This window comes from Arthrobacter pasteuri (assembly GCF_054510955.1).
On sequence record NZ_JBTNDO010000001.1, the window covers coordinates 1 to 20,380 of the forward strand.

Here is a 20,380-nt window from a genome sequence, read left to right on the forward strand (position 1 = left end):
CCATGGAGCAAATCAGTAGGCAAGAAGCTGGAAGGTCGCGAGTGAACGGGATATCCCTATGGCGGCGAAAGCATCGCCGATACTTCCTCGAAGGCCGTTCTGCGGCGGTTCCGTGGACAGATTCTACTCCTCCACGCGGTGATACCTCCACGTTCTGGGAACGACTTCGGCATCGAAAGCGGTCTAATTCCTGGTTCTGATTCCAATGGGGACGGAGGAAGTAAACGCGCTTTCTGTCTCTGCCGTAACCGGCGATCGTCTTATGCGTCGAACCTCGCGGAACTGGTCGAAACTGCACGAGCACATCCGTTTATTAGGGCGCAGACTGGTACCACTAGGGTTCGGCCGAGGCAGGCGTGTCATGGTGATCGAGTGTGCAGTGATCGGAGCCGGCCCCGCCGGGCTCGCCGCAAGCGCCTCGCTGTCGGGGTTCGGCATCGAGCACGTGGTCCTGGAGCGTGCCCGGCCGGGCGAGACGTGGCGGACCCAGCGATGGGATTCGCTGCATCTCAACAACCCCGGGTTCATGAACGTGATGCTGGGCGAGCAGGATCCGGACTCGTACCTGACCCGGATGGATGTGGTGCAGCGACTGGAGACGCTGGCTTCGAAGGCACCGGTGGTCACGGGGACCGCTGTGGTCGGACTGTCACGGGTCGGTGGGTGGTGGCGTCTGCACACCAGTGACGGCCCGGTCGAAGCCCGTACCATCGTGGTGGCAAGCGGGGGCGAGAACGTTCCCAAGGTGCCTGCTCTGGCGAGCAGACTGCCGGATCGGATCGTCCAGCGCCACGCGTCCACGTACAGGAACCCGGGCGAGCTGCCCGACGGCGGCGTACTCGTTGTCGGCAGCGCCCAGTCCGGGACGCAGATCACCCAGGAGTTGCTGGCCGCCGGCAGGACCGTGTGGCTGGCCACCAGTCCGGTGGGTCGCGTATGGGCTGAGTACCGCGGCAAAGATATCCTCACGTGGCTGGACGAGGCAGGTTTCTTCGACGACCGGCCCGAGAACCTGCCGGACCCTCGAGCAGTCCTGGCCGTGCCCGCCCTGCTCGCACCCGGCGGGCACAGCATGAGCCTCCAAGTGCTCGCCCAGGCTGGAGCAACACTCACCGGTCGCCTCGTAGCAGCCGACGGCGAGGCGCTCACTTTCGATGACAGCACAGCAGCCAATATCGCGTACGGAGATCGTGCCGCAGCCGCCATCCGCGCCCGGATCGACACACACATCCGCACGTACCGCATCGACGCCCCTGCGGCCGGGCCGGACCCAGCGGAACAGCCGATCGAGGGCGACCCACCGCGCCACCTTCGCCTCTCGAGCACGGGGATTGCCAGTGTTGTCTGGTGCATGGGATACACGGGTGCCTTCCGCTGGCTCGGGGATGACCTCACCGATGCGAACGGAGCAGCGTTGCGCCGGGGGACGGCTTCGCCGGCTCCGGGGATCTGGTTCATCGGCCTGCGGTGGCTCGTCCGCCGCACGTCGGGAAACTTCATGGGCTTCCCCAAAGATGCAGACCTCGTCGCTGACTCGGTGCGAACCTACCTGGGTGCAACGAGGCTCTGAGCTCTGGCACGGCAGCAGGGGCGATGACATTGTGCATGACCGCGGGCATGAGCAGTGCCAAGGCCTCCACGCGCGGGTGCCGCCGGGCTGCTGTTACTCTGGCGCCACCAGACCAAGGAGCACAGTGGCACCGACCATCGACCCGCAGGACCTGACCCCGAAGCAGATCGAGCTGATCAACGAGGGCAGGAAGCTCGAGGGCATCGATCTCACGATGTTCGGCTACTTCGGGGGCCCCGAACTGCAGGGTGCGTGCATCGGCCGGATGCAGCTCGACGAGGACGGCCAGCTCCCGGCATCCAATTACGACTCGCCCGAGGATCGGCTGGAGGCCCTGGTGATCGCGCAGCTCCTGCGCGGCGCCCTGCGCCAGGCGATTCCGATCGTGCTCGACGGGCTCTTCGACGACGTCTTCGCGATGCGTACGATCGAGGCTGCCGGCGGGGACCTGCAGGAGTACATCTCCTCGGCCGGGGCGAAGGTGGTCGACATGCTGCCGCCGGCATACCGGCGCCACTACTCCGCCGCATTCCTGCAGCGCTTCGCCGTCGTCGCGGCCGAGGTCGCTTCCGAGTTCGAACTGGGCTGGCACAGTGCCCGCACCTTCGCGCACGAGGTCGCCGTGTACTGCATTGCGAAGAAAGGTGTCCGGAACGCGGACACCGAGTACGGCGCGAACCTCGGAGCGGTCAACCTCGACCGGGCGACGGTCGGCCTCCTCGAGGACCGCACCGTGCTCGAACAGGCTTACCACCGGGCCCCGGGCGAGGAGCCCGAAGCGCCGGCCTGGTTCGTCCCCTACGATCCGGCGTCCCGCGTCAACGCCTACCTCTACCCGCAGGGCATGCCCACCACGGAACAGGTCGACCTGCTCGAGCACCAGATCACGAGCGAGGTGCCGGAGAAGTATCCGGGCCCTGCACGCCAGCTGGCGCTTCGTGCCGGTGACCTGATCGACATCAGCCCGTACGCCTCCCGCCAGTACTTCCTGTGCCCGGTCGCCGTCGAGAAGGAAGTGCTGGAAGTCCTCGGGTTCACGGAGCTGCCGGACGAGGCCGAGTGGGAGGATCTGCTGCTGCACATCGCCTGGCACGGCGCCGCAGAGCACCCGACCTGGAGAAGCTACGACTACATCGCTCCGGGGTTCGACGGCGAGCACGCGTACGTCGCACTGGTCGCCGGCACCGACGAGATGCACAGCCCGGTCCTGACGATCCAGTACCTCGGGGAGGTCGGCGAGGAGCCGGAATCCGAGGAATGACCTTGTCGTGCCGGTGCAGCCGGCAACTCCTCCCTGGAGCGGCCCCAGTCAGCGATGGGCTGATACCTGCCCGTGACCTGCGGAAACACTGCGGATTCATGCCGGTAAAACCACATGATCTCTCGGCTACGCTTCGGCAGGGGACAGCATCAGGGCCTCCCCGCCGCCGCCCACCATCGGTGGGATGACCACCGAGGACGCGCATGTTCACCCGCCCCCGCCGCACTACTCGAGGAGCGGCGGCAGCCACCATTGCAGCCCTGCTCGCCGCCCCACTGTTCGCCGTTCCGGCGTCCGCCGTAGAGCCTCTTCCCGAGCCGATCGCCAACCCGGCGATCCGCGGCACCGAGCCCCCGCGGCCGACCGACCGCTTCATCGTGAAGTTTCAGGACCAGGCGCAAGCCAGCTCCAAGGCCCGCGGCAATGCCTACGGTGTGAAGGCCAGGGAGCTCGGCATCTCCGTCAAGGAAGTCAAGGTCATAGGCACCGGGGCGACTGTCGTGGAGACGAGCCGCGAGCTGGGGTCAGGCGAGGCGGAGGCGTTCGTCGAGTCGCTCGAGTCGAACATCGCCGTCGAGTACGCCGAACCGGACCAGATCATGCAGGTCACCTCGCTCTCGCCTGACGACGAGTTCTACCACTACCAGTGGCCGGTCTTCGGCGAGAACGGCATCGACGCCAACGCGGCCTGGGACACCACGACCGGCGAGGGCATGACGCTCGCCGTCGTCGATACCGGCATCACCCGCCACGCAGACCTCGACGCCAACGTCCTCCCCGGCTACGACATGATCGGTGATCCGGCGGAGGGCCGCGACGGTGACGGGCGGGACCCGGACGCGACCGACGAGGGCGACTACGGCGTTTCCTCCGAGTGCGGAGCAGCGCCATCGTCCTGGCATGGCACCCACGTCGCGGGAACCATTGCGGCCGCCGCCAACAACGAAGGTGTCGTAGGCATCGCACCGGGGGCGAAGATCCTCCCCGTACGGGCCCTCGCCGAATGCGGTGGCTGGATGTCCGACATCATCGACGGGGTCATCTGGGCCTCCGGAGGAACCGTGCCGGGCGTCCCGGCGAACCCGAACGCCGCCCAGGTCATCAACCTCAGTGTCGGCGGCAGCGGTGGGTGCACCACCAGCTGGCAGAGCGCCATCAACGGCGCTGTCGGCCGTGGATCGATCGTCGTCACGGCCGCCGGCAACGACAACGAGAACGCAGCCCTCGTCAGCCCGGCCAACTGCGAGCACGTCATCGCCGTCGCTGCTTCCGGCCTCGACGGGGGACTGGCGCCCTACTCGAACTACGGCGACACCGTCGACGTCGTCGCCCCCGGCGGCAACATGGACATCGACCCGCTCGGCGGCGTCCTGTCCACGATCAACATGGGTTCCAGCGGTCCGGTCGAGGACTACAGCGGCCAGGCCTACGCGTTCTACCAGGGCACCTCGATGGCAGCACCGCACGTCTCGGCGACCGCCGCCCTCATGCTCTCCGCCAACCGCACCCTGGCCCCGGCGGCGGTCGAGGACATCCTCAAGGGCACGACCAGGCCGCTGCAGATCCCGTGCGAAGGGGGCTGCGGCACCGGACTCATCAACGCCCGAGCAGCCGTCGATGCAGCACGTGCCGGCGGGGTGCCGACACCGCCGGAACCCGGCACGCTCATCGTCCCCGGAGCCGTGGTCATCTCCGGGAACACGCGCGTCGGCCAGACGATCACCGCTGATCCGGGAACGTGGACGCCGGCACCGGAGACGTTCACCTACCAGTGGCTGCGCAACGGGGAGCCGATCACCGTCCACGGCACCGGCAAGGACTACGTCCTCGCGGCGGATGACCACGACAAGCACCTCAGCGTCGTCGTCACCGGGACCAGGACGGGCTCTGCATCCGTCTCGGCGACCTCACCGCAGACCGGCCCGATCGCCCTGGGCGAGCTCACGGGACCGGTTCCGGCCATCAAGGGAACGCCCGCCTTCGGCCGGACCCTCACGGTCGACGCCGGCATCTGGAGCACGAACACCTCGCTCGACTACCGCTGGTTGCGCGACGGCGTCCTGATCGCCGACAAGACCGGGTCGACCTATCCGATCGCCCTGGAGGACATGGGCCACAGGATCTCCGTGCAGGTCATCGGCAGCCAGGCCGGCTACGCCACGCTGTCGAAGGATGCCGTACCGACCGCTGTCGTCACAGCCGGCTCCCTCACGGCCCCCGTGCCGACGGTGACCGGCACGACCAAGGTCGGCTACACCCTGACCGCGAACACCGGCACCTGGACGACGGGGGCGACGCTGAAGTACCAGTGGTACCGCTCCGGCGTCCCGATCACGGGAGCAACAGGCGCCACCTTCGCCCTGACGGCCGTCGACCTCGGTAAGAGCGTCAGCGTCGGAGTAACCGGCTCGAAGCCCGGCTACACCACCGTTGTGAAGTACTCGGCGTGGCCCGGAACCGTCGTCGCCGGAAGCCTGGCAACCGCCAAGCCCACCGTCACCGGCACGACGAAGGTCGGTTCCACCCTCACCGCGAACACGGGCACCTGGACGTCGGGGACGACCTTCACGTACCAGTGGTTCCGCACCGGCGTTCCCATCACCGGAGCCACCGGAAGGACGTACGCGCTCACGGCGGCCGACCTCGGCAAGAACATCAGCGTCGGAGTGACGGGCTCCAGGCCCGGCTACACCAGCGTCCTGTCCTACTCGCTGCGGACGGGAGCGGTTGTCGCAGGCACCCTGACCGCCCCGAAGCCGACCGTGTCGGGGACGACCCGGATCACCTACACGCTGACGGCCAACACCGGCACGTGGACCGCAGGGACGACCCTGAGGTACCAGTGGTTCCGGACCGGCGTTCCTATCGCGGGCGCAACAGCGAAGACCTACCGGCTCACCTCGGCGGACCTGGGCAAGAACATGAGCGTCGGGGTCTACGGCTCCAAGTCCGGCTACACCAATGCGACGGTGTACTCGGTGCGGACGGTGGCCGTCACCCGGTAGGGCATCGAGCATGAAGGCGGGTCCGGGATCATCCCGGGCCCGCCTTCTTCGTCCGGGTGATTCGTCCGGGTACTTCGTCCCGTCAGAGCACCGGCTCGGCGGGGCGCGAGTCGCGTGGCAGCCAGAGAGTCATTGAATACTGCACTACTAGTGCAGTATGATGCACTTATGGATGAAAGCACATCAGCCCTGGCCACCGCGATCGGTGATCGGGTGAAGGAGCAGCGGCAGTCGAGGCGCTGGACCCTCGATCAGTTGGCGGAAGCGGCGGGCGTGAGCCGGCGGATGGTCGTCAATGTCGAGCAGGGAGCGGTGAACCCGAGCGTGGGAACGTTGCTGAGGATCGGGGACGCACTGGGCGTCGGGCTGCCGGCATTGGTCGAGTCCCCGCGGCCCAGGCCCGTTGCGATCACCCGGAGGGGTGAGGGCGCGGTTCTCTGGAGGTCGGAGTGCGGCGGCCGGGGTGTACTGGTGGCCGGAACGGAACTGCCGGATGTGGTGGAGCTCTGGGATTGGACTCTCGGCCCAGGGGACCGACACGCGAGCGAGGCCCACTCGGAGGGCACGAAGGAACTGCTGCAGGTCCGGCAGGGATCCGTCACCGTGGAGGTGGGGGACGAGTCGTTCGTCCTCGAGGAGGGTGATGCCGTGTCGTTCCCCGGCGACGTCGCCCACGCCTACGCCAACGAGGGCGAAGAACCGGCAACGTTCTCCCTGGCGGTCTTCGAGCCCGGTGCAGGGTCAGGACACGGAGTGGAGGTAACCGGTGCGTGAGCCGGGAATGCTCCAGGAGTTCCTGGACGGTGCTCGGGTCGACGATTCGGTGTTCTCGCTCCGGCCCGACTACCGCGCCGTCCTGCTCGCGGTGGACGGGCTGCAGCCGGGTCCCAGCGACGAGTCCAGCGACCTGCTGCTCCAGGCAGCGGAAACGTCCGCGCGGAAGGCGCTGGACGACCTGCCGGTGGAGAGCCTCCCTCAGGTGGCTGCCTGGCGCGAGGCCTACAGGTCGTTCGGGGCGAAGCCGCAGCGCACGCGTAACAGCCTCGAGTCGCTGCTGCGCCGCGCCGGGTCCGGGCTGCCCCGGGTGAACCGGCTGACCGACATCTACAACGCGGTGTCGGTACTGCACCAGATTCCACTGGGCGGCGAGGACCTGGCCGGCTACACCGGTCCGCCCCGACTCATCCGGGCCACGGGTACCGAGGCCTTCGACACCATCGCCGGCGGCGATGACGTGATCGAACACCCGGACCCGGGGGAGGTCATCTGGTGCGATGAGACAGGCGTGACCTGCCGTCGCTGGAACTGGCGTCAGGGCCGTCGCACCCAGCTCACCGACGGCACGACGACGGCTCTGTTCATCCTCGACGCCCTGGCGCCCCTGAGCGATGATGCCCTCACTGCAGCTGCCGACGACCTGACCCGCCACCTGATGGATCTAGGACCGGACGTCATCGTCGTCGGCCGCCTCATCACCGATGACGGGGAGCGCCACCATGAGCAGTCTTAGGGCGGGCGCAGCGGTGCCGCCGTGGGGACTCGCGGTAGCAGCGATCCTCTCCGTGCAGCTGGGGTCGGCCCTCTCCGTGGACCTCATCGGGGAGATAGGCGCCGGGGGCACCGCATGGCTCAGGCTGAGCATGGGTGCCGTGATCTTCCTGATCATCGCCCGCCCACCCCTGTCGCGGGTGCGGCGGAGCGATGTTCCGGTGCTGCTGGGACTGGGGATCACCACCGGGCTCGTGACAGTCGGGTTTCTCGCCGCGATCCAACACATCCCGCTCGGCACGGCGGTCGCCATCGAATTCCTCGGCCCGCTGACCGTCGCCGCCCTGCAGAGCCGTTCCCCGCGCGCGTTGATCTGGCCAGGTCTCGCCCTGTGCGGTGTTCTCCTCCTCACCGAGCCCTGGCATGGCGCGGTCAATCCGACCGGCGTCCTGTTCGCCGGACTGGCCGCCGTCGGGTGGGGCATCTACATCATGCTCACCCAGCGCATCGGCGACCGGTTCACCGGCATCTCCGCGCTGTCCCTGACGATCCCGGTCGCGGCCGCCACCGCCGCGGTCATCGGCATCCCTCAGGCGGCAGGGCACCTCAGCCCCGGTGTCCTCGCCGCGGCAGCCGGCCTTGCCATCCTCCTGCCCGTGCTGCCCTTCGCCCTCGAGATGCTGGCGCTGCGCCGGATGACAGCGACCGCCTTCGGGACCCTCATGGCCCTGGAACCTGCCATGGGCCTGGTGCTCGGGATGATCGTGCTCCACCAGCAACCCTCTCCCATCCAGTTCCTCGGGATCCTCCTCGTCGTCCTAGCTGGTGCCGCAGCACAACGCGGCGGCCGACGGCGACGTCCCGCCGAGCGACTACCCGGCGGGTCGACGCTGGACCCCATCACCTGACGCCTCACCCATCATCGGAGCCACTCCATGTTCACCGGACTCAGCGCCTTCCCCCTCACCCCATTCGCCGGCGACGAGGTCGACGAGACAGCCTTCGCGCGCCTGATCGAACGTCTCGCGACAGCGGGCGTCGATTCGATCACGGCTCTCGGATCCACGGGCTCCTACGCGTACCTCACCCCTGAGGAGAGGAGCCGCGTCGCCCAGCTGGCCGTGGAACACGCCGCCGGCACTCCTGTCGTGATCGGCATCGGAGCTTTACGGACCTCGCAGGTCCTCACCAACGCGGCCACCGCAGAGAAGGCCGGGGCGGCAGGCCTGCTCCTGGCACCGATGACGTATCAGCCCCTCACCGAGGACGACGTCTTCGCGCTGTTCCGGACCGTCACGGCGCACTCCTCACTGCCCGTCATCGTGTACGACAACCCGGGTACCACCCACTTCACCTTTACTCCCGAGCTGTACGGGCGCATCGCCGAACTGCCCGGAATCGCCTCCATCAAGATCCCCGGCGTTCCCGCTGAACCGGCGGAGGCCCGAACCCGGGTCGGGAAGATCCGGGCCGTTCTCCCCGACCACGTGACCATCGGTGTCTCCGGCGACGCCCGCGCGGCCACCGGACTGGCCGCCGGCTGCGACGCCTGGTACTCGGTCATCGGCGGGACCCTGCCGGTCCTCGCCCTGGGAATCACCCGGGCGGCCCGGGAAGGGCGGTTCTCCGATGCCATCGCGGAGTCGGAACGGCTCGCCCCGCTGTGGGAGTTGTTCTCCGGGTTCGGTGGGAGCATCCGCGTCGTGTCCGCCATCGCGGAACACCTGGCACTGGCGCCCGCATCCAGCCTGCCGCTGCCCCTTCAAGGCCTGACCGAGGCCCAACGTGATCGCGTCGCCGAAGTGATCGATGAACTCGGCCTCGACCGGTAACCCTGACACCCGGGTGCCGGAGCGGATGAAGCGCCGTCGCGGGGCGCTGGGCCGCTACGTCTTCGCTGCGACGCTGGTCCGGAGCGCCGACGGCGGCGCGGTCGTCGCCATCGTCCTCCTCGCCCATGCCTCCGGGCTACCCGGCTGGCTGGCGGGATTGCTGGGGGCATCCATCACCGCCCCCCACCTCCTCGGGCCTTTCATCGCCCGCCGGCTGGACACCGCCCGCGACGGACGTCGGGTCATCGCGTTCTCCGCTGTCCTCCACGGCCTACTCCTTGCCGGCGCGGCACTGCTCATCCCCGTCACCTGGGCGCTCTGGCCGGCCGTCCTGCTGTTCATCTCCGGGGTCTTCGGGCCGATGCTCACCGGGGGGATCAGTAGCCGCCTGCCCTCCATCGCCGGACCGGGGAAGCGCGACCAGCGCAGGGCGCAGAGCTGGGACGTGGCGAGTTACGGGATCAGTGGCACCCTCGGACCTGCGGCGGTGGCCTGGATCGCTGCCACCTCCGACGCTCTGACAGCACCCTTGGTCCTCGCTGGTGCGGCAGTCCTCGGCGCCGGAGCGGTCCTCGTGCTTCCCCGCCAGGAACCACCCGATCAGGCGGTGGCGGTGCCGTCACCGGGTCGGACACTCGGGCACATGACCCGACACGGTCCTCTGCGGCGCACGCTGGGCCTCACCGTCACGGTCGCTTTTTCGGTGGCCGCGTTGCCGATCTACGCGGTCGCCATCGCTCCCGCCCTGGGCGGCGCTTCGACAGCCGGACTCCTGGTCGCCGCGTACGGGGTGGGCAACCTCCTCGGGTCAGCAGGACTGATGGTCCGGCCGCTCCGCGGCGACGCGGACCGGCTCATGAGCTCCCTGGCTGTCCTCGTGGCGGCAGCGTTGATCCTGGTGATCCTCGCCCCCTTTCTCGGGGCTTCTCTGGTGGCGTTCTGTCTGGCCGGAGTGGCCAATGCGCTGTTCTTCGCGGCAACGTTGGCCGCTCGCAGCGAGTACGCACCCATCGCGTCCCGCGGGCAGGTCTTCATCTGGGTAGGTGCCCTCAAGATCGCCGCGGGATCAGCAGGAACGGCCGTCGCCGGTGCGACGACGTCCCCCGCCGCCTGGGCACCACTGGTTCTCGCGGTGGCACTCACCGCACTGGCCACGACCACCAGTATCGTCGACAGACGCCGGCTGCCGTTCCGTCAGGAGCAGGGGTAGTACCTGCACCTGCCGATCGGCGCTCGCGGTCCCGGTGCGTTCCCGTCGGCAGCGGATGCGGACAGGGACGGTCGACGTCGTCGTCGCGCAGGAGGGTGATCGAGAGCAGGACAACTCCCAGGTCGCCGACTCGCCGGAGCACCCCGTGGAGGGCGGCCTGATCGACGACGGCCCCGGTGAGCACGGTGGAGCCCTCCACGCCCTGCGTGAGCGTGAAGCCCTCGAACCAGGAACCCCATCCCGCATCGAGCTGCGCTGCCAGACGGATCTCGTAGCGGCTCATCGCGCCAGGCGGCCGAGGCCCGCTTCGTCCGCTCCTGCCCGCGACGCTGCTGGGTTCCGCTGCTCGGACCAGAGGGAGTAGCCGAGCCAGATCAGGGCGAGGCCCATGGGGACGGCGGCCATGCGCTCGAGCGTGTGGGGCAGGAACGCGCCGGCGATCGGCGTGGCCACCGCCGCGGCGATCAGCAGGATGCCCGCTCCGCGTGACAGTACCCGGGCGCGGGTGACGGCGATACCGAAGAGCAGTGCGCCACCCACGTAGAGCAGGGCCCCGATCACGGGAAGTGCGGCCAGCGCGCGCAAATCCGTCACGGCCTCGTACCGACCGAACAGCCCGACGACATCCACGGAGATCTGGGGTGCGTCGACGACGAACAGGGGCGCGATGAACGCTTCGGCGAAGGTGAACGAGGACTGCAGGATGAAGAAGAAACCGAACATCAGGTACCCGATGAGCCCGAGGATCCCGAAGTGCCGTACCTGCCGCAGGTAGATGGCTGTGATGCCGACGACGGCGAGCACCGCTTCCGCAAAACTCAGGACGTGGACGACCGCCCAGCGTTGCGTGGACAGCGAAGCGGCGACGTCGGCGGGGTGGATGAATTGGATGACGATGTAGGCGAGCCCCGCCAGGACGGCGGCGATCGCGCCACCGCGCGTGAGGGTGGACGGCGTGATGCTCATGGTGCGCTCCTCGTGTTCCGTGGCCGGACGATCCGGCCACACCCGAAAGCTACGCAGCGATGTGGTGACGCGGCATCACCACATCCGACCAAAATGTGGTGATGCCGCCGCAGGCGGCGCTAGATCAAGCCCAGCGACTCGGCCCGGCGGACGGCGTAAGCCCGGCTGCTGACGTCAAGTTTCCGGTAGATGTGTTTCGTGTGGGTCCGCATCGTGTTGAGCGAGACGTAGAGCTCCCGGGCGATCTCCGGGCCCGACAGACCTGTGGCCAGGAGCCTCAGCACGTGGAGTTCACGGTCGCTCAGCGCCTCGGCGGGGTGCTCCGGGGCCAGGGCGGCGTCAGTATCGCGGAGTGCCTGGCTGACCCGGCGGACGTACTCGGGCCGGATGCCGGCCCCGGCCGCGGCGCGCAGGATGGCCAGCATCGGCGCGCCCTCGTCGACGAAGAGCCGAAAGGCGCCCTCGGCTTCGGCCTGGGCGAGGGCGCGTTCGAGGGGTGCGAGTGCGAGTGCTGTCTCACCCTGCGCGTGGAATGCGAGAGCCTGCAGCACGCGGATCTCGCTCAGGCTGCCCCTGCGCCCGCCGCCTTCCGCCGAAGACTCCAGTCGGCCGAGCAGTTCCTGCGCATCGTCGAGCGGACTGCCCGGGGGAGTGACGGCATGCTCCGCGATCAGCAGCCGGGCCAGTGTGATGTAGCCGAACTCCCGGAGATAGTCCGGCGTATCCGTGAACGCCAGCCCTTGCTCGTCCACCCAGACCCGCGCCTCGGGAAGGCGCCCCTGCGTGATGAGAAGGCGGGCCCGGAGCCCGCCGATCGGGCGGACGTCGGGGAAGAATCCACGGCGGTAGTACTCTGCTGCGCGTGCCAGCGACTCGAGAGCGAGATCCGGTTCACCGTCGGCCTCCTGCACCCTCGCCATCGCCACGAACCACCGGTGGCGATGCTCGTGCGAGAGGGCGGTATCGCCCAAGGCCGTGCTCGCCGCCAGGTGACTCCTCGCGGTCGCGAGGTCGTCGCGCTCGCGATAGATCTCGCTGATGCCCGCGTGGAGGTCTGCTGTCGGCTGACCGCCGCTGCAGTGCTCGATGGACTGCTGCAGTGCGGCCTCGTAGATCGCCTGTGCTTCCCGCAGCCGGCCGAGCGGCAGCAGCATGTCGGCGATGACCATGGTCGTGCTCAGGGCGTCGGTGAGGTTGCCGGCGGCCTGGAGGCTCCTCGCGGAGTTCCCGAAGGCGATGACGCCGGCCTCGAGGTCGCCGTCGGCCCACAGGGCGATGCCCAACATGCCGGCCGCGGCGCCCCGGCCCAGGTGGTCCTCGGGGCCTACCGCGTCCAGTGCGCGGCGGGCAGCGAGGGTCATTCCGGGCTGGTCTCCCATTGCCAGGGCGAGGGAGGCACGGTAGAGCGCGATCGTGACGGGCAGGGTCCGGAGCTCCTCGCCGGGCTCCGAATCGTGCACGGGTGCCGTGCCGTCGCCGTCGCCCGCGAGGAGACGCTCAGCCTCGGTCAGTCGGCGATCGGCGGAGGAGAGGTCGCCGGCGACGAGCGAGGACCATGCGGAGAACACCCGGAGGACGGGCCTGCGTTTCTGGGCGTCCTCGGGGAGCCTCGCCAGCCATCCGAGGAGGGTCGCATCCTGCCGGCTCCGGCGGACGCCGGGGATGGTTGTCTCGATGATCCGGGCGGCACGTGGGAAGTCGGCGGCTTCGAACGCATGCCTGACCGCCTCGTCGGGCGAACCGTTGCTCTCGTACCACTCGCTGGCCAGACTGTGGAGCTCCGCACTGGGTCCCGGGCCGCGCGCGAGCATCCTCGAGCGCAGCACATCGGCGAACAGATGGTGGTATCGGTACCACTGCCGACTGTCGTCCAGGGGAACGATGAACAGGTTGGCGCGCTCGAGCGATTCCAGCATCCGGAGGCTGTCGGTCCGTCCGGTCACCGCGTCGCACAGCGGACCGCTGAGCCGCTCGAGGATGGCGGTCTGGAGGAGGAACTCGCGCACGGGGAGCGGCGCGTGCCGGAGAACCTCCTCGGTGAGGTAATCGATCACGAAGCGATGGCTGCCCGTGAAGGCGTCGATGAAGGCGGGGACGTCCGTGCTGTCGCGCAGGGACAACGCCGCAAGTTGGAGCCCTGCGATCCAGCCCTCCGTACGCGTTTCGAGCGCTGCGACGTTCTCGTGCGTGAGGGAGAGTCCCATCACCCCGTTGAGAAACGCGGACGCCTCGTCGGGAGTGAAGCGCAGGTCGGCGGCGCGCACCTCGGCCAGGTCGCCGGCGGCCCGCAGCCGCGCCAGGGGCAGGAGCGGATCGGAGCGGCTCGCGATGGCGACGTGTAGTCCGGGCGGCAGGTGGTCGAGCAGGAAGACGACGGCGTCGCGGACGGACGGGTTCTCGATGACCTGGAAGTCATCCAGGAACAGCATCATCGGCTGCGCGCGGCGGGACATGTCGTTGAGGAGAGAGGTGAGGGCCGCTTCGGCCGACAACCGCACGTCGTGATCCTCCGGCCCGACCTCGGGGTCGGCATGATGGAGTGCGGCAGCCAGGTAGGAGAGGAAACGGACGGGATCGTTGTCACTGTCCTCGAGGGACAACCATGCGACGCTCACCGCCGGCTCCTGTCGACGCAACTGCGCGATCCACTCGGCGAAGAGCGCCGTCTTGCCGAACCCGGCAGGCGCAGAGACGAGGGTGAGCCGTCGTCCTTCCCGAAGCGCGGCGGTCAGTCGGCCGACGAGACGGGGACGGGAGATCGAATGCGGGCGCGGGGACGGCACGAAGAGCTTTGTCGCCAGGACCTCCATCACCATGGGCTCATCCTAGGATGCGGGGACTGCGCGGCCGTTCCTCGGCTCGTACATCATCACTCCGGCCGGGCCTCACCGGCCTGCGCGTAGGATGCCGAAACCCGCCGGTAGACCGGAGTTGCGAAGGCCACGAGTGCCGCGGCGATGACGATGATCCCGGCGACGAGGAAGATCAGGGCGATGCCGCGGGAGGTGCCCTCACCCAGCAGCGGGGCCAGCTGGGCGGCGCCCGCCGTCGACCGGGTGTACGGGATGATCCAGACCTGGGCGATCGGCGCGATCAGGAACGCGGTGATCGGTGCTGCCGCGGACTCGAACGCCATGGCGAATCCGAACACGCGCCCCTGCCGGTTCAGGGGCACGACCTGCTGGATGACCGTCTGCTCGGCGGCCTCGACGAACGGCACCAGGACCAGGTACAGCCAGATGCCGAGGACGTACAGCCATGCCCATTCCCGTACCGTGAACAACGCGCCGACAACACCCATCAGGATCACGGCGATGAGCATGGTGCGCAGCGGATTGGGCCCGAGGCCGAACTTGCCGATCAGGGCGCCGCCCACGAGGAACCCGGTCGCGCCGAGCGCGAAGAAGGTTCCCCACAACTCCACGGAGAACATTTCCAGGCCGTAGGGATCCATCAGCGCCATGTAGACGCCGCCGACGAAATTGTTGAACGTCGAGAACAGGATCAGCGCGAACAGTCCCGGAATGACCAGGACCGCCGCGAGGGAGCCGCGCAGGTCGAATCCGCCGTGCGCGTCCGTGGCAGCCGGGCGCACTTCTTCGGGCATGCGCAGGGTGAGCAGATGCGCGAAGGCCAGCGCCGTCAGCACGAGGGCCACGACGATCGTCCATCCCATGCCGATCAGCCCGACCGACAGCCCGGAGAGCACCGAGGTGATGATGAACATCAGTCCCTGCACCATGCCCACCAGCCCGTTGGCATTGGCACGTCGGTCCGGCTCGACGAGGATGGTGACCGTGGTGGAGAGGGCGATGTTCCGCAGGTTCTCCACGACCGCGCCGATCAGGATGATGAGGGTGAAGACCCAGAACCACGGCTGCCGCAGGTCGAGGAGCCTGGCGGCGGGTGTCAGCAGGTACATGACACCGGACAGGACGAACATCGCCAGCGTGAAGCCGGCGGCGAAGCGCATCACGGCCAGCTTGCGGTAGCGGTCCACGAAGGTGCCGAAGCTGATGCTGGAAAGGGCGATCAACAGCATGTACGCACCGCCGATCACCCCGGTGGCGATCACGTTGCGGGTCTGCAGGTAGGCCCAGAAGGTCAGGGCGAACCACAGGAAACTGGTGGTGATGTTCGCGAGGCCGGTGTTCACGAGGATGCCCAGGAAGGTGCGGGACCGTTCCGCCGGACTCCGCAAGGTGGTGTCGACGTCGCCGCTGTCGTCCCGGTCCGGGGTGCCGCTGTCGTCGGCCTGCAGGGAGGGGGCGGGCAGATCCTCGGGGAAGCCTGCGCCGTCGTGGGGAACCGCAGCGGCCCTGGGCAGGGCCGGTTCCTGCCCGGTCATGCGCCCCAGTGTACTGACAATCACCACGTACCGAAACGGTGGTGCGTGGGCAGGCTCAGGCGCCCAGGATCCGCGCGGCGGCCGCCTCTGCTTCGAGCTGCTCGTCGGTCAGCGTGGATCCGCGGAGGAACCCGCTGGTCCGCAACCGGCTCCTGATCTCCTCCACGGTGAGCGGTTCGGGCCAGCGGCTGTGGGCCACGACGTGGCAGTTCGGGCAGAGGGGGATCAGGTCGACGAGCGGATCGACCTCGTACCCTGCGTCCAGGAGCTCCAGCGGCGTGATGTGGTGGACCTGGACCAGGTCAGCGGTCACGCCGTAACCCTGCTCGAAGTCCATGCCGCAGGCGTGGCACGCGGAGCCGCGGTGGGCCACCGCCACCCGGCGCAGCTCGAGGTCCCGCTCGAAGCGATTGACCACCACGCGCCGGATCGCGGCGGACGGCAACGCTCCGGGGACCGGATCCAGTGAGCCGGGTTCGGGGGAACCGGCGGCGGCCCAGAGCGAGCGCATGGCCACCTCGGTCCCGCCGTCGATGGCGAGCACACCGAAGCCCCCGGCCAGGGCGGGGACCCGCTCGACGAGCTGGTCCAGCGATACCTGGTCACCGTGGGGGAGCAGGCTGTCGAAGTCGATCCCGATGCACTGTGCCGGCCCGTCGGATCCCCGTGCAGCAGCCACCTCGGAGGGAATGCCCGCAAGGGTCCCATGCCCGATCAGCCCCCGCATGGCAGGACGCCGGCCCGCGACGACCACCCAGACATCCATGCCGTGGTCCAGCGGCGTCCTGGCCGGCACCATCCAACGCTGCCTGACGACGCCGGTGCTCCGGACGGTGCCGACGTCCGAGGCGTACGTCCCCCGCCACTCCGGCCGCTCCGGGTCCCACTCGATGATCAGTGCCGTCATGGCATCGAGTGTGCCACGACCGGTCCGGGAGGCTCGGGGTCAGTCCTGCAGGTCTGGTGCTCGGGCCTCGTTGTCAGAGGGTCCAGGCCGGCTGGCCGTCCCACAGCCCGTATTCGTCGAAGGTCCCGATGATCTGTCGGATGCCGGGCGCCAGGACGGGGACGTTGTCCTCCACCGCGATCAGGGGGCCGTAGTGCCGCAATTCGGCCATCTCATTGGCGAAATGGAGCGCCCGGGCGTGGTCGGCGGTGAGCGTAACCCCGCCGGCCGCCACCGCCTCGAGGGCCGGTTGCGCCTTGCCGAAGCGGATGGCATGCGCCAGGTCGACCGCGGTGGCGCGGAGGTCGACTGTCGCGCAGGTGTCCCAGTCGTGCAGGATCCTTTCCTCCACGAGGCGCACGCCCTTGTATTCCCACCCTAGTGCCATGACATCCCCACTGATCGTTCGCCTGATCGAAGTTCCAGCGTCCCAGCCGCCACTGCCCGCTACAAGATCGTCCCGGGGATAAGTCGGAGTTGTTAGACGCCTGTGACCTGCGCCCTCGTGTTCTGCCCGACCGGCGCGGCAGGGCTCGTCCCCGGGGTGCCGCCGTGCCAGACTGGGGGGCATGTGTCCACGATCTGCGAAGTCGCACACCCCGTCCGCCGGCCCCGGAAGCAGGAATCCCGCGAAGCCGGGGCTCGAAGACCGTCACGTCGCGGTGCGCCTCGACGACGCCTGGCTCAAGTTCCAGACGCGCCTGGCGATCCGGCGCGGCAGGGTCGACACCGTCATCCCGTACACCGGGTACGGCACGACGTCGTGGGTGCGGGTCCTGGCACGCGTCGTGCTCGGTGACCCGAGAGATACGGGGCGGAGTGCGCAGGCCGGCCCGCTCAAGCCCCTGAAGGAAGGGATGCGCGGCTGGCGCAACTTCACGAGCGCCCCCGTGGCCCACGCCGTCGTCCACGTCACCGTCGGCGACACGGTGCACGACGTCGAGGCCGACCGCGGCGGTGTGGTCGACGCGCGCATCCCCGTGACGCTCGACGCCGGCTGGCACACCATCACCCTGCAGGCGGGGAACTCCCGCGTGGTGGAGGCACCCGTGCGGATCGTCGCTGAAGACACGGATTTCGGCGTCGTCTCCGACATCGACGACACCGTGATGGTGACGGCCCTGCCACGCCCCTTCCTCGCTGCATGGAACACCTTCGTGCTCGACGAGCACGCGCGGACACCGACCCCCGGTATGGCCGTACTGTACGAGCGGATCGTACGGACGCTTCCGTCGGCGCCGGTGCTCTACCTGTCGACGGGCGCCTGGAATGTCGCGCCGACCCTGTCCCGCTTCCTCTCCCGCAACCTGTATCCGGCAGGGCCCAAGCTCCTGACCGACTGGGGACCGACCCGCGACCGGTGGTTCCGCAGCGGCCAGGAACACAAGCGGACGTCGCTCGAGCAGCTGGCCGAGGAGTTCCCCGCCGTCAAATGGCTGCTTGTGGGCGACGACGGACAGCACGACGAGGCGATCTACTCCGAGTTCGCGCAACGCCACCCGCAGAACGTCCGGGCCATCGCGATCCGCCAGCTGTCCGTCGGTGAAGCGGTGCTCGCGGGCGGCCGCTCCAAGACCGGCGTCCAGCCGACACCGGGTATCCCGTGGATCTACGCGCCCGACGGAGCCGGGATGTCCGAGAAGCTCGAGGAGCTCGGCATCATCCACAGCGAGGTACGCTCGGCCGATGTACCGGAGGAGACGGACTGATCGATCCTGCGGCACCCACGAAGAGGACTCAGATGTCGCCACCCACCTATCCCGCCCTGTCCTACGAGTTGTACCCGCCCCGGAACGCCGAGGCAGAGGACTCACTGTGGACGACCATCCGCCGCCTCGAGGACACGCGTCCCGATTTCGTGTCGGTCACCTATGGTGCTGCCGGCAGCAACCAGGAGACGGCGATCGACCTCCTGCGCCGCCTGTTGACGGAGACCACGCTCAAGCCGCTGGCACATCTGACCTGCGTCGGGACCAGCCGCGCCGACCTGACGGAGATCGTCGACCGGCTCATCGGTGGCGGGGTCCGCGGCATCCTCGCCCTCCGCGGTGACGCGCCCGAAGGACGGGAGAGCCGGCCCGGCGACGTCGAGCACGCTGACGAGCTCGTGCGGCTGATCCGGGAGGTCGAAGCGCAGCGGGTCGCCCAGCTGGCAGCCGGCAAGGTATCGGTCGGGGTAGCGGCCTACGCGACCCGGCATCCGGACTCGCATAGCTTCGATCAGGACATCGAGGTGCTGCTCGCCAAGGAAGTGGCAGGGGCCGACTTCGCGATCACCCAAGTGTTCTTCCAGGCCTCCGACTATTCGCGGCTCGTCACGCGCGCACGGCGAGCAGGCGTCACCATCCCGATCATCCCCGGCGTCATGCCCATGACGAGTACCCGGCGCCTGAAGAAGCTGAGCGGGCTCGCGGGGATCGACGTCGACGAGACCCTCTGGGGACGCCTGGAGGGCGCCCGCACCGACGAGGAACGCCGCCGGGTCGGCGTCGAGGCGACCGTGGACTTGGCTCGGGCAGCGCTCGACGACGGTGCGCCGGGGCTCCATCTCTACACCTTCAACGAGCACGCCGCCGCGCTCGACGTCCTGGATGCCCTCGAGCTGGAGCGTCCACCGGAGGCGGGCCTGGCAGCCTCGATGTAGCCGACCAGATGTAGCCGACCAGATGTAGCCGACCCGCGGGCGGGGCCCTGCGCTCGCGTACCTAGGATCCCCTGCCCATGGCCTTGACCGCCTGTCCCACGGTCCCCGCGGCCCCAGCCGCGAGGGGAAGGACGCCCTTGAGCTTGTCCCCGAACACGACCGCGCCGGCACCCACCAGGGCGGTGCCGAGGACCATCCGCTGCGCAGTGCGCCGTTTACCGCTCCAGCCACCCGTCACTGAGGCATTCGCCGGATCCAGGGAGGGCCCGTAGAGGTTGCCGGTCGAGTCCTCGGCCGATTCCTTCCTGGACAGATGGCTGTTCTCCACCTGCACCGCCATCACCTTCTCGAGCCGGGCCGGCATGAGTCGGTGCTGCCGGACCATGGAGCGGCCGATCCGGCCTACCGCCACCTCCCGGGTCGGTACCTCGATGACGTCGAGGATGGCCTTGGCGACGCGGTCCGCACTGTAGACCGGCGGCATCGCCACCGCCCGGCGGCCGGTGTAGTTCGCGGCGTGGTTGAAGAACGGCGTGTCGATGGTGGGCGGGAGGACCGTGCACACGTGGATGTGCTTCTTCCGGTCGAGTTTCAGCTCGGACCGCAGGCTGACGCCGAGGGCCCGGACGGCCGCCTTCGACATGGAGTAGGCGGAGGTGTAGGGCTGGGGGATCTCCCCGACGATGGACGCGACATTGACGAGGACGCCGGAGCCCTGGTCCTGCATGCGCTCCAGTGCGGCCCGGGCCCCGTAGACGTAGCCCATCACGTTGACGTCGATCACCCGCTCGAAGTCGCGCAGGGGCACCTCCAGGAACGGCGAGAAGAACGAGACGGCGGCGTTGTTCACCCAGACGTCGATGCGCCCGAACTCCTCGACGGCCCTGCTCGCAAGCTCCTGGACCGCATCGTACTCGGAGGTGTCCGTGGGAACGGCGATGGCACGGGAGCCCAGCGCCGCGCACTCGGCGACGAGCGTCTCGAGCGCTTCCACCCGCCTGCTGGCGAGGACGAGATTCGTGCGGCGACGGGCGAACCGAAGGGCTGTGGCCCGGCCGATGCCGCTCGCTGCCCCGGTGATGACGACCACGCTGTTCTTGATCCGCATTG

The 20,380-nt window shown here is 68.8% G+C and carries 17 protein-coding genes; 10 read left to right on the forward strand and 7 right to left on the reverse strand.

Going from position 1 to position 20,380, the window contains the following annotated elements:
* Positions 1–361: 361 nt before the first annotated feature.
* The 8 genes from ACX80H_RS00005 (at position 362) to ACX80H_RS00040 (ending at position 10,366) form a co-directional block, all read left to right on the forward strand.
* A complete protein-coding gene (locus ACX80H_RS00005; RefSeq protein WP_459310364.1) occupies positions 362–1,570 on the forward strand; it encodes an NAD(P)-binding domain-containing protein in 1,209 nt (402 codons plus the stop codon).
* A 124-nt stretch (positions 1,571–1,694) separates the two neighbouring features.
* Entirely contained in the window at positions 1,695–2,831 is a 1,137-nt protein-coding gene (locus ACX80H_RS00010; protein WP_459310366.1) for a hypothetical protein, read from the forward strand.
* A 203-nt stretch (positions 2,832–3,034) separates the two neighbouring features.
* Positions 3,035–5,836, forward strand: coding sequence for a S8 family serine peptidase (locus ACX80H_RS00015; RefSeq protein ID WP_459310368.1), 2,802 nt, complete (start codon positions 3,035–3,037; stop codon positions 5,834–5,836).
* A gap of 168 nt (positions 5,837–6,004) precedes the next feature.
* Positions 6,005–6,610, forward strand: a complete 606-nt coding sequence (locus ACX80H_RS00020; RefSeq protein WP_459310370.1) for a helix-turn-helix domain-containing protein — start codon at positions 6,005–6,007, stop codon at positions 6,608–6,610.
* On the forward strand, positions 6,603–7,346 hold the full coding sequence (locus tag ACX80H_RS00025; RefSeq protein WP_459310372.1) for a B3/B4 domain-containing protein: 744 nt from the start codon (positions 6,603–6,605) through the stop codon (positions 7,344–7,346). The genes ACX80H_RS00020 and ACX80H_RS00025 overlap by 8 nt, the downstream gene beginning before the upstream one ends.
* Complete coding sequence (locus ACX80H_RS00030; protein WP_459310374.1) at positions 7,333–8,232, forward strand: EamA family transporter; 900 nt, start codon at positions 7,333–7,335, stop codon at positions 8,230–8,232. The genes ACX80H_RS00025 and ACX80H_RS00030 overlap by 14 nt, the downstream gene beginning before the upstream one ends.
* A 27-nt stretch (positions 8,233–8,259) precedes the next feature.
* Positions 8,260–9,156 (forward strand): dihydrodipicolinate synthase family protein, encoded by an 897-nt coding sequence (locus ACX80H_RS00035; RefSeq protein WP_459310375.1) that lies wholly within the window; start codon positions 8,260–8,262, stop codon positions 9,154–9,156.
* Positions 9,134–10,366 (forward strand): MFS transporter, encoded by a 1,233-nt coding sequence (locus ACX80H_RS00040; RefSeq protein WP_459310377.1) that lies wholly within the window; start codon positions 9,134–9,136, stop codon positions 10,364–10,366. Before ACX80H_RS00035 ends, ACX80H_RS00040 begins: the two co-directional genes overlap by 23 nt.
* Here the strand turns inward: ACX80H_RS00040 and ACX80H_RS00045 are convergent.
* The 6 genes from ACX80H_RS00045 to ACX80H_RS00070 all read right to left on the reverse strand — a co-directional run bounded on the left by ACX80H_RS00045 (position 10,296) and on the right by ACX80H_RS00070 (position 17,014).
* Positions 10,296–10,649, reverse strand: a complete 354-nt coding sequence (locus ACX80H_RS00045) for a DUF8691 family protein (protein WP_459310379.1) — start codon at positions 10,647–10,649, stop codon at positions 10,296–10,298. The genes ACX80H_RS00040 and ACX80H_RS00045 overlap by 71 nt on opposite strands.
* Entirely contained in the window at positions 10,646–11,332 is a 687-nt protein-coding gene (locus tag ACX80H_RS00050) for a hypothetical protein (RefSeq protein WP_459310381.1), read from the reverse strand. The genes ACX80H_RS00045 and ACX80H_RS00050 overlap by 4 nt, the downstream gene beginning before the upstream one ends.
* A gap of 119 nt (positions 11,333–11,451) precedes the next feature.
* Positions 11,452–14,148: a winged helix-turn-helix domain-containing protein gene (locus ACX80H_RS00055; RefSeq protein WP_459310383.1), complete on the reverse strand. Its 2,697-nt coding sequence runs from the start codon at positions 14,146–14,148 to the stop codon at positions 11,452–11,454.
* A gap of 53 nt (positions 14,149–14,201) precedes the next feature.
* On the reverse strand, positions 14,202–15,680 hold the full coding sequence (locus ACX80H_RS00060) for an MFS transporter (protein ID WP_459310385.1): 1,479 nt from the start codon (positions 15,678–15,680) through the stop codon (positions 14,202–14,204).
* A 55-nt stretch (positions 15,681–15,735) separates the two neighbouring features.
* Positions 15,736–16,587, reverse strand: coding sequence for an HNH endonuclease (locus ACX80H_RS00065; protein ID WP_459310387.1), 852 nt, complete (start codon positions 16,585–16,587; stop codon positions 15,736–15,738).
* Between the two features lie 73 nt (positions 16,588–16,660).
* On the reverse strand, positions 16,661–17,014 hold the full coding sequence (locus tag ACX80H_RS00070; RefSeq protein WP_459310388.1) for a hypothetical protein: 354 nt from the start codon (positions 17,012–17,014) through the stop codon (positions 16,661–16,663).
* Positions 17,015–17,195: 181 nt separating this feature from the next.
* Between ACX80H_RS00070 and ACX80H_RS00075 the strand changes: the two genes are divergently transcribed.
* Both ACX80H_RS00075 and ACX80H_RS00080 read left to right on the forward strand, forming a co-directional pair.
* The gene (locus ACX80H_RS00075; RefSeq protein WP_459310390.1) at positions 17,196–18,335 is read left to right on the forward strand and encodes an App1 family protein phosphatidate phosphatase; all 1,140 of its coding nucleotides are present in this window, start codon (positions 17,196–17,198) and stop codon (positions 18,333–18,335) included.
* A 32-nt stretch (positions 18,336–18,367) separates the two neighbouring features.
* Entirely contained in the window at positions 18,368–19,270 is a 903-nt protein-coding gene (locus tag ACX80H_RS00080; protein ID WP_459310392.1) for a methylenetetrahydrofolate reductase, read from the forward strand.
* Positions 19,271–19,331: 61 nt separating this feature from the next.
* On the opposite strand, the gene ACX80H_RS00085 is transcribed toward ACX80H_RS00080, so the two are convergent.
* On the reverse strand, positions 19,332–20,378 hold the full coding sequence (locus tag ACX80H_RS00085) for an SDR family oxidoreductase (RefSeq protein WP_459310394.1): 1,047 nt from the start codon (positions 20,376–20,378) through the stop codon (positions 19,332–19,334).
* Positions 20,379–20,380 lie beyond the last annotated feature (2 nt).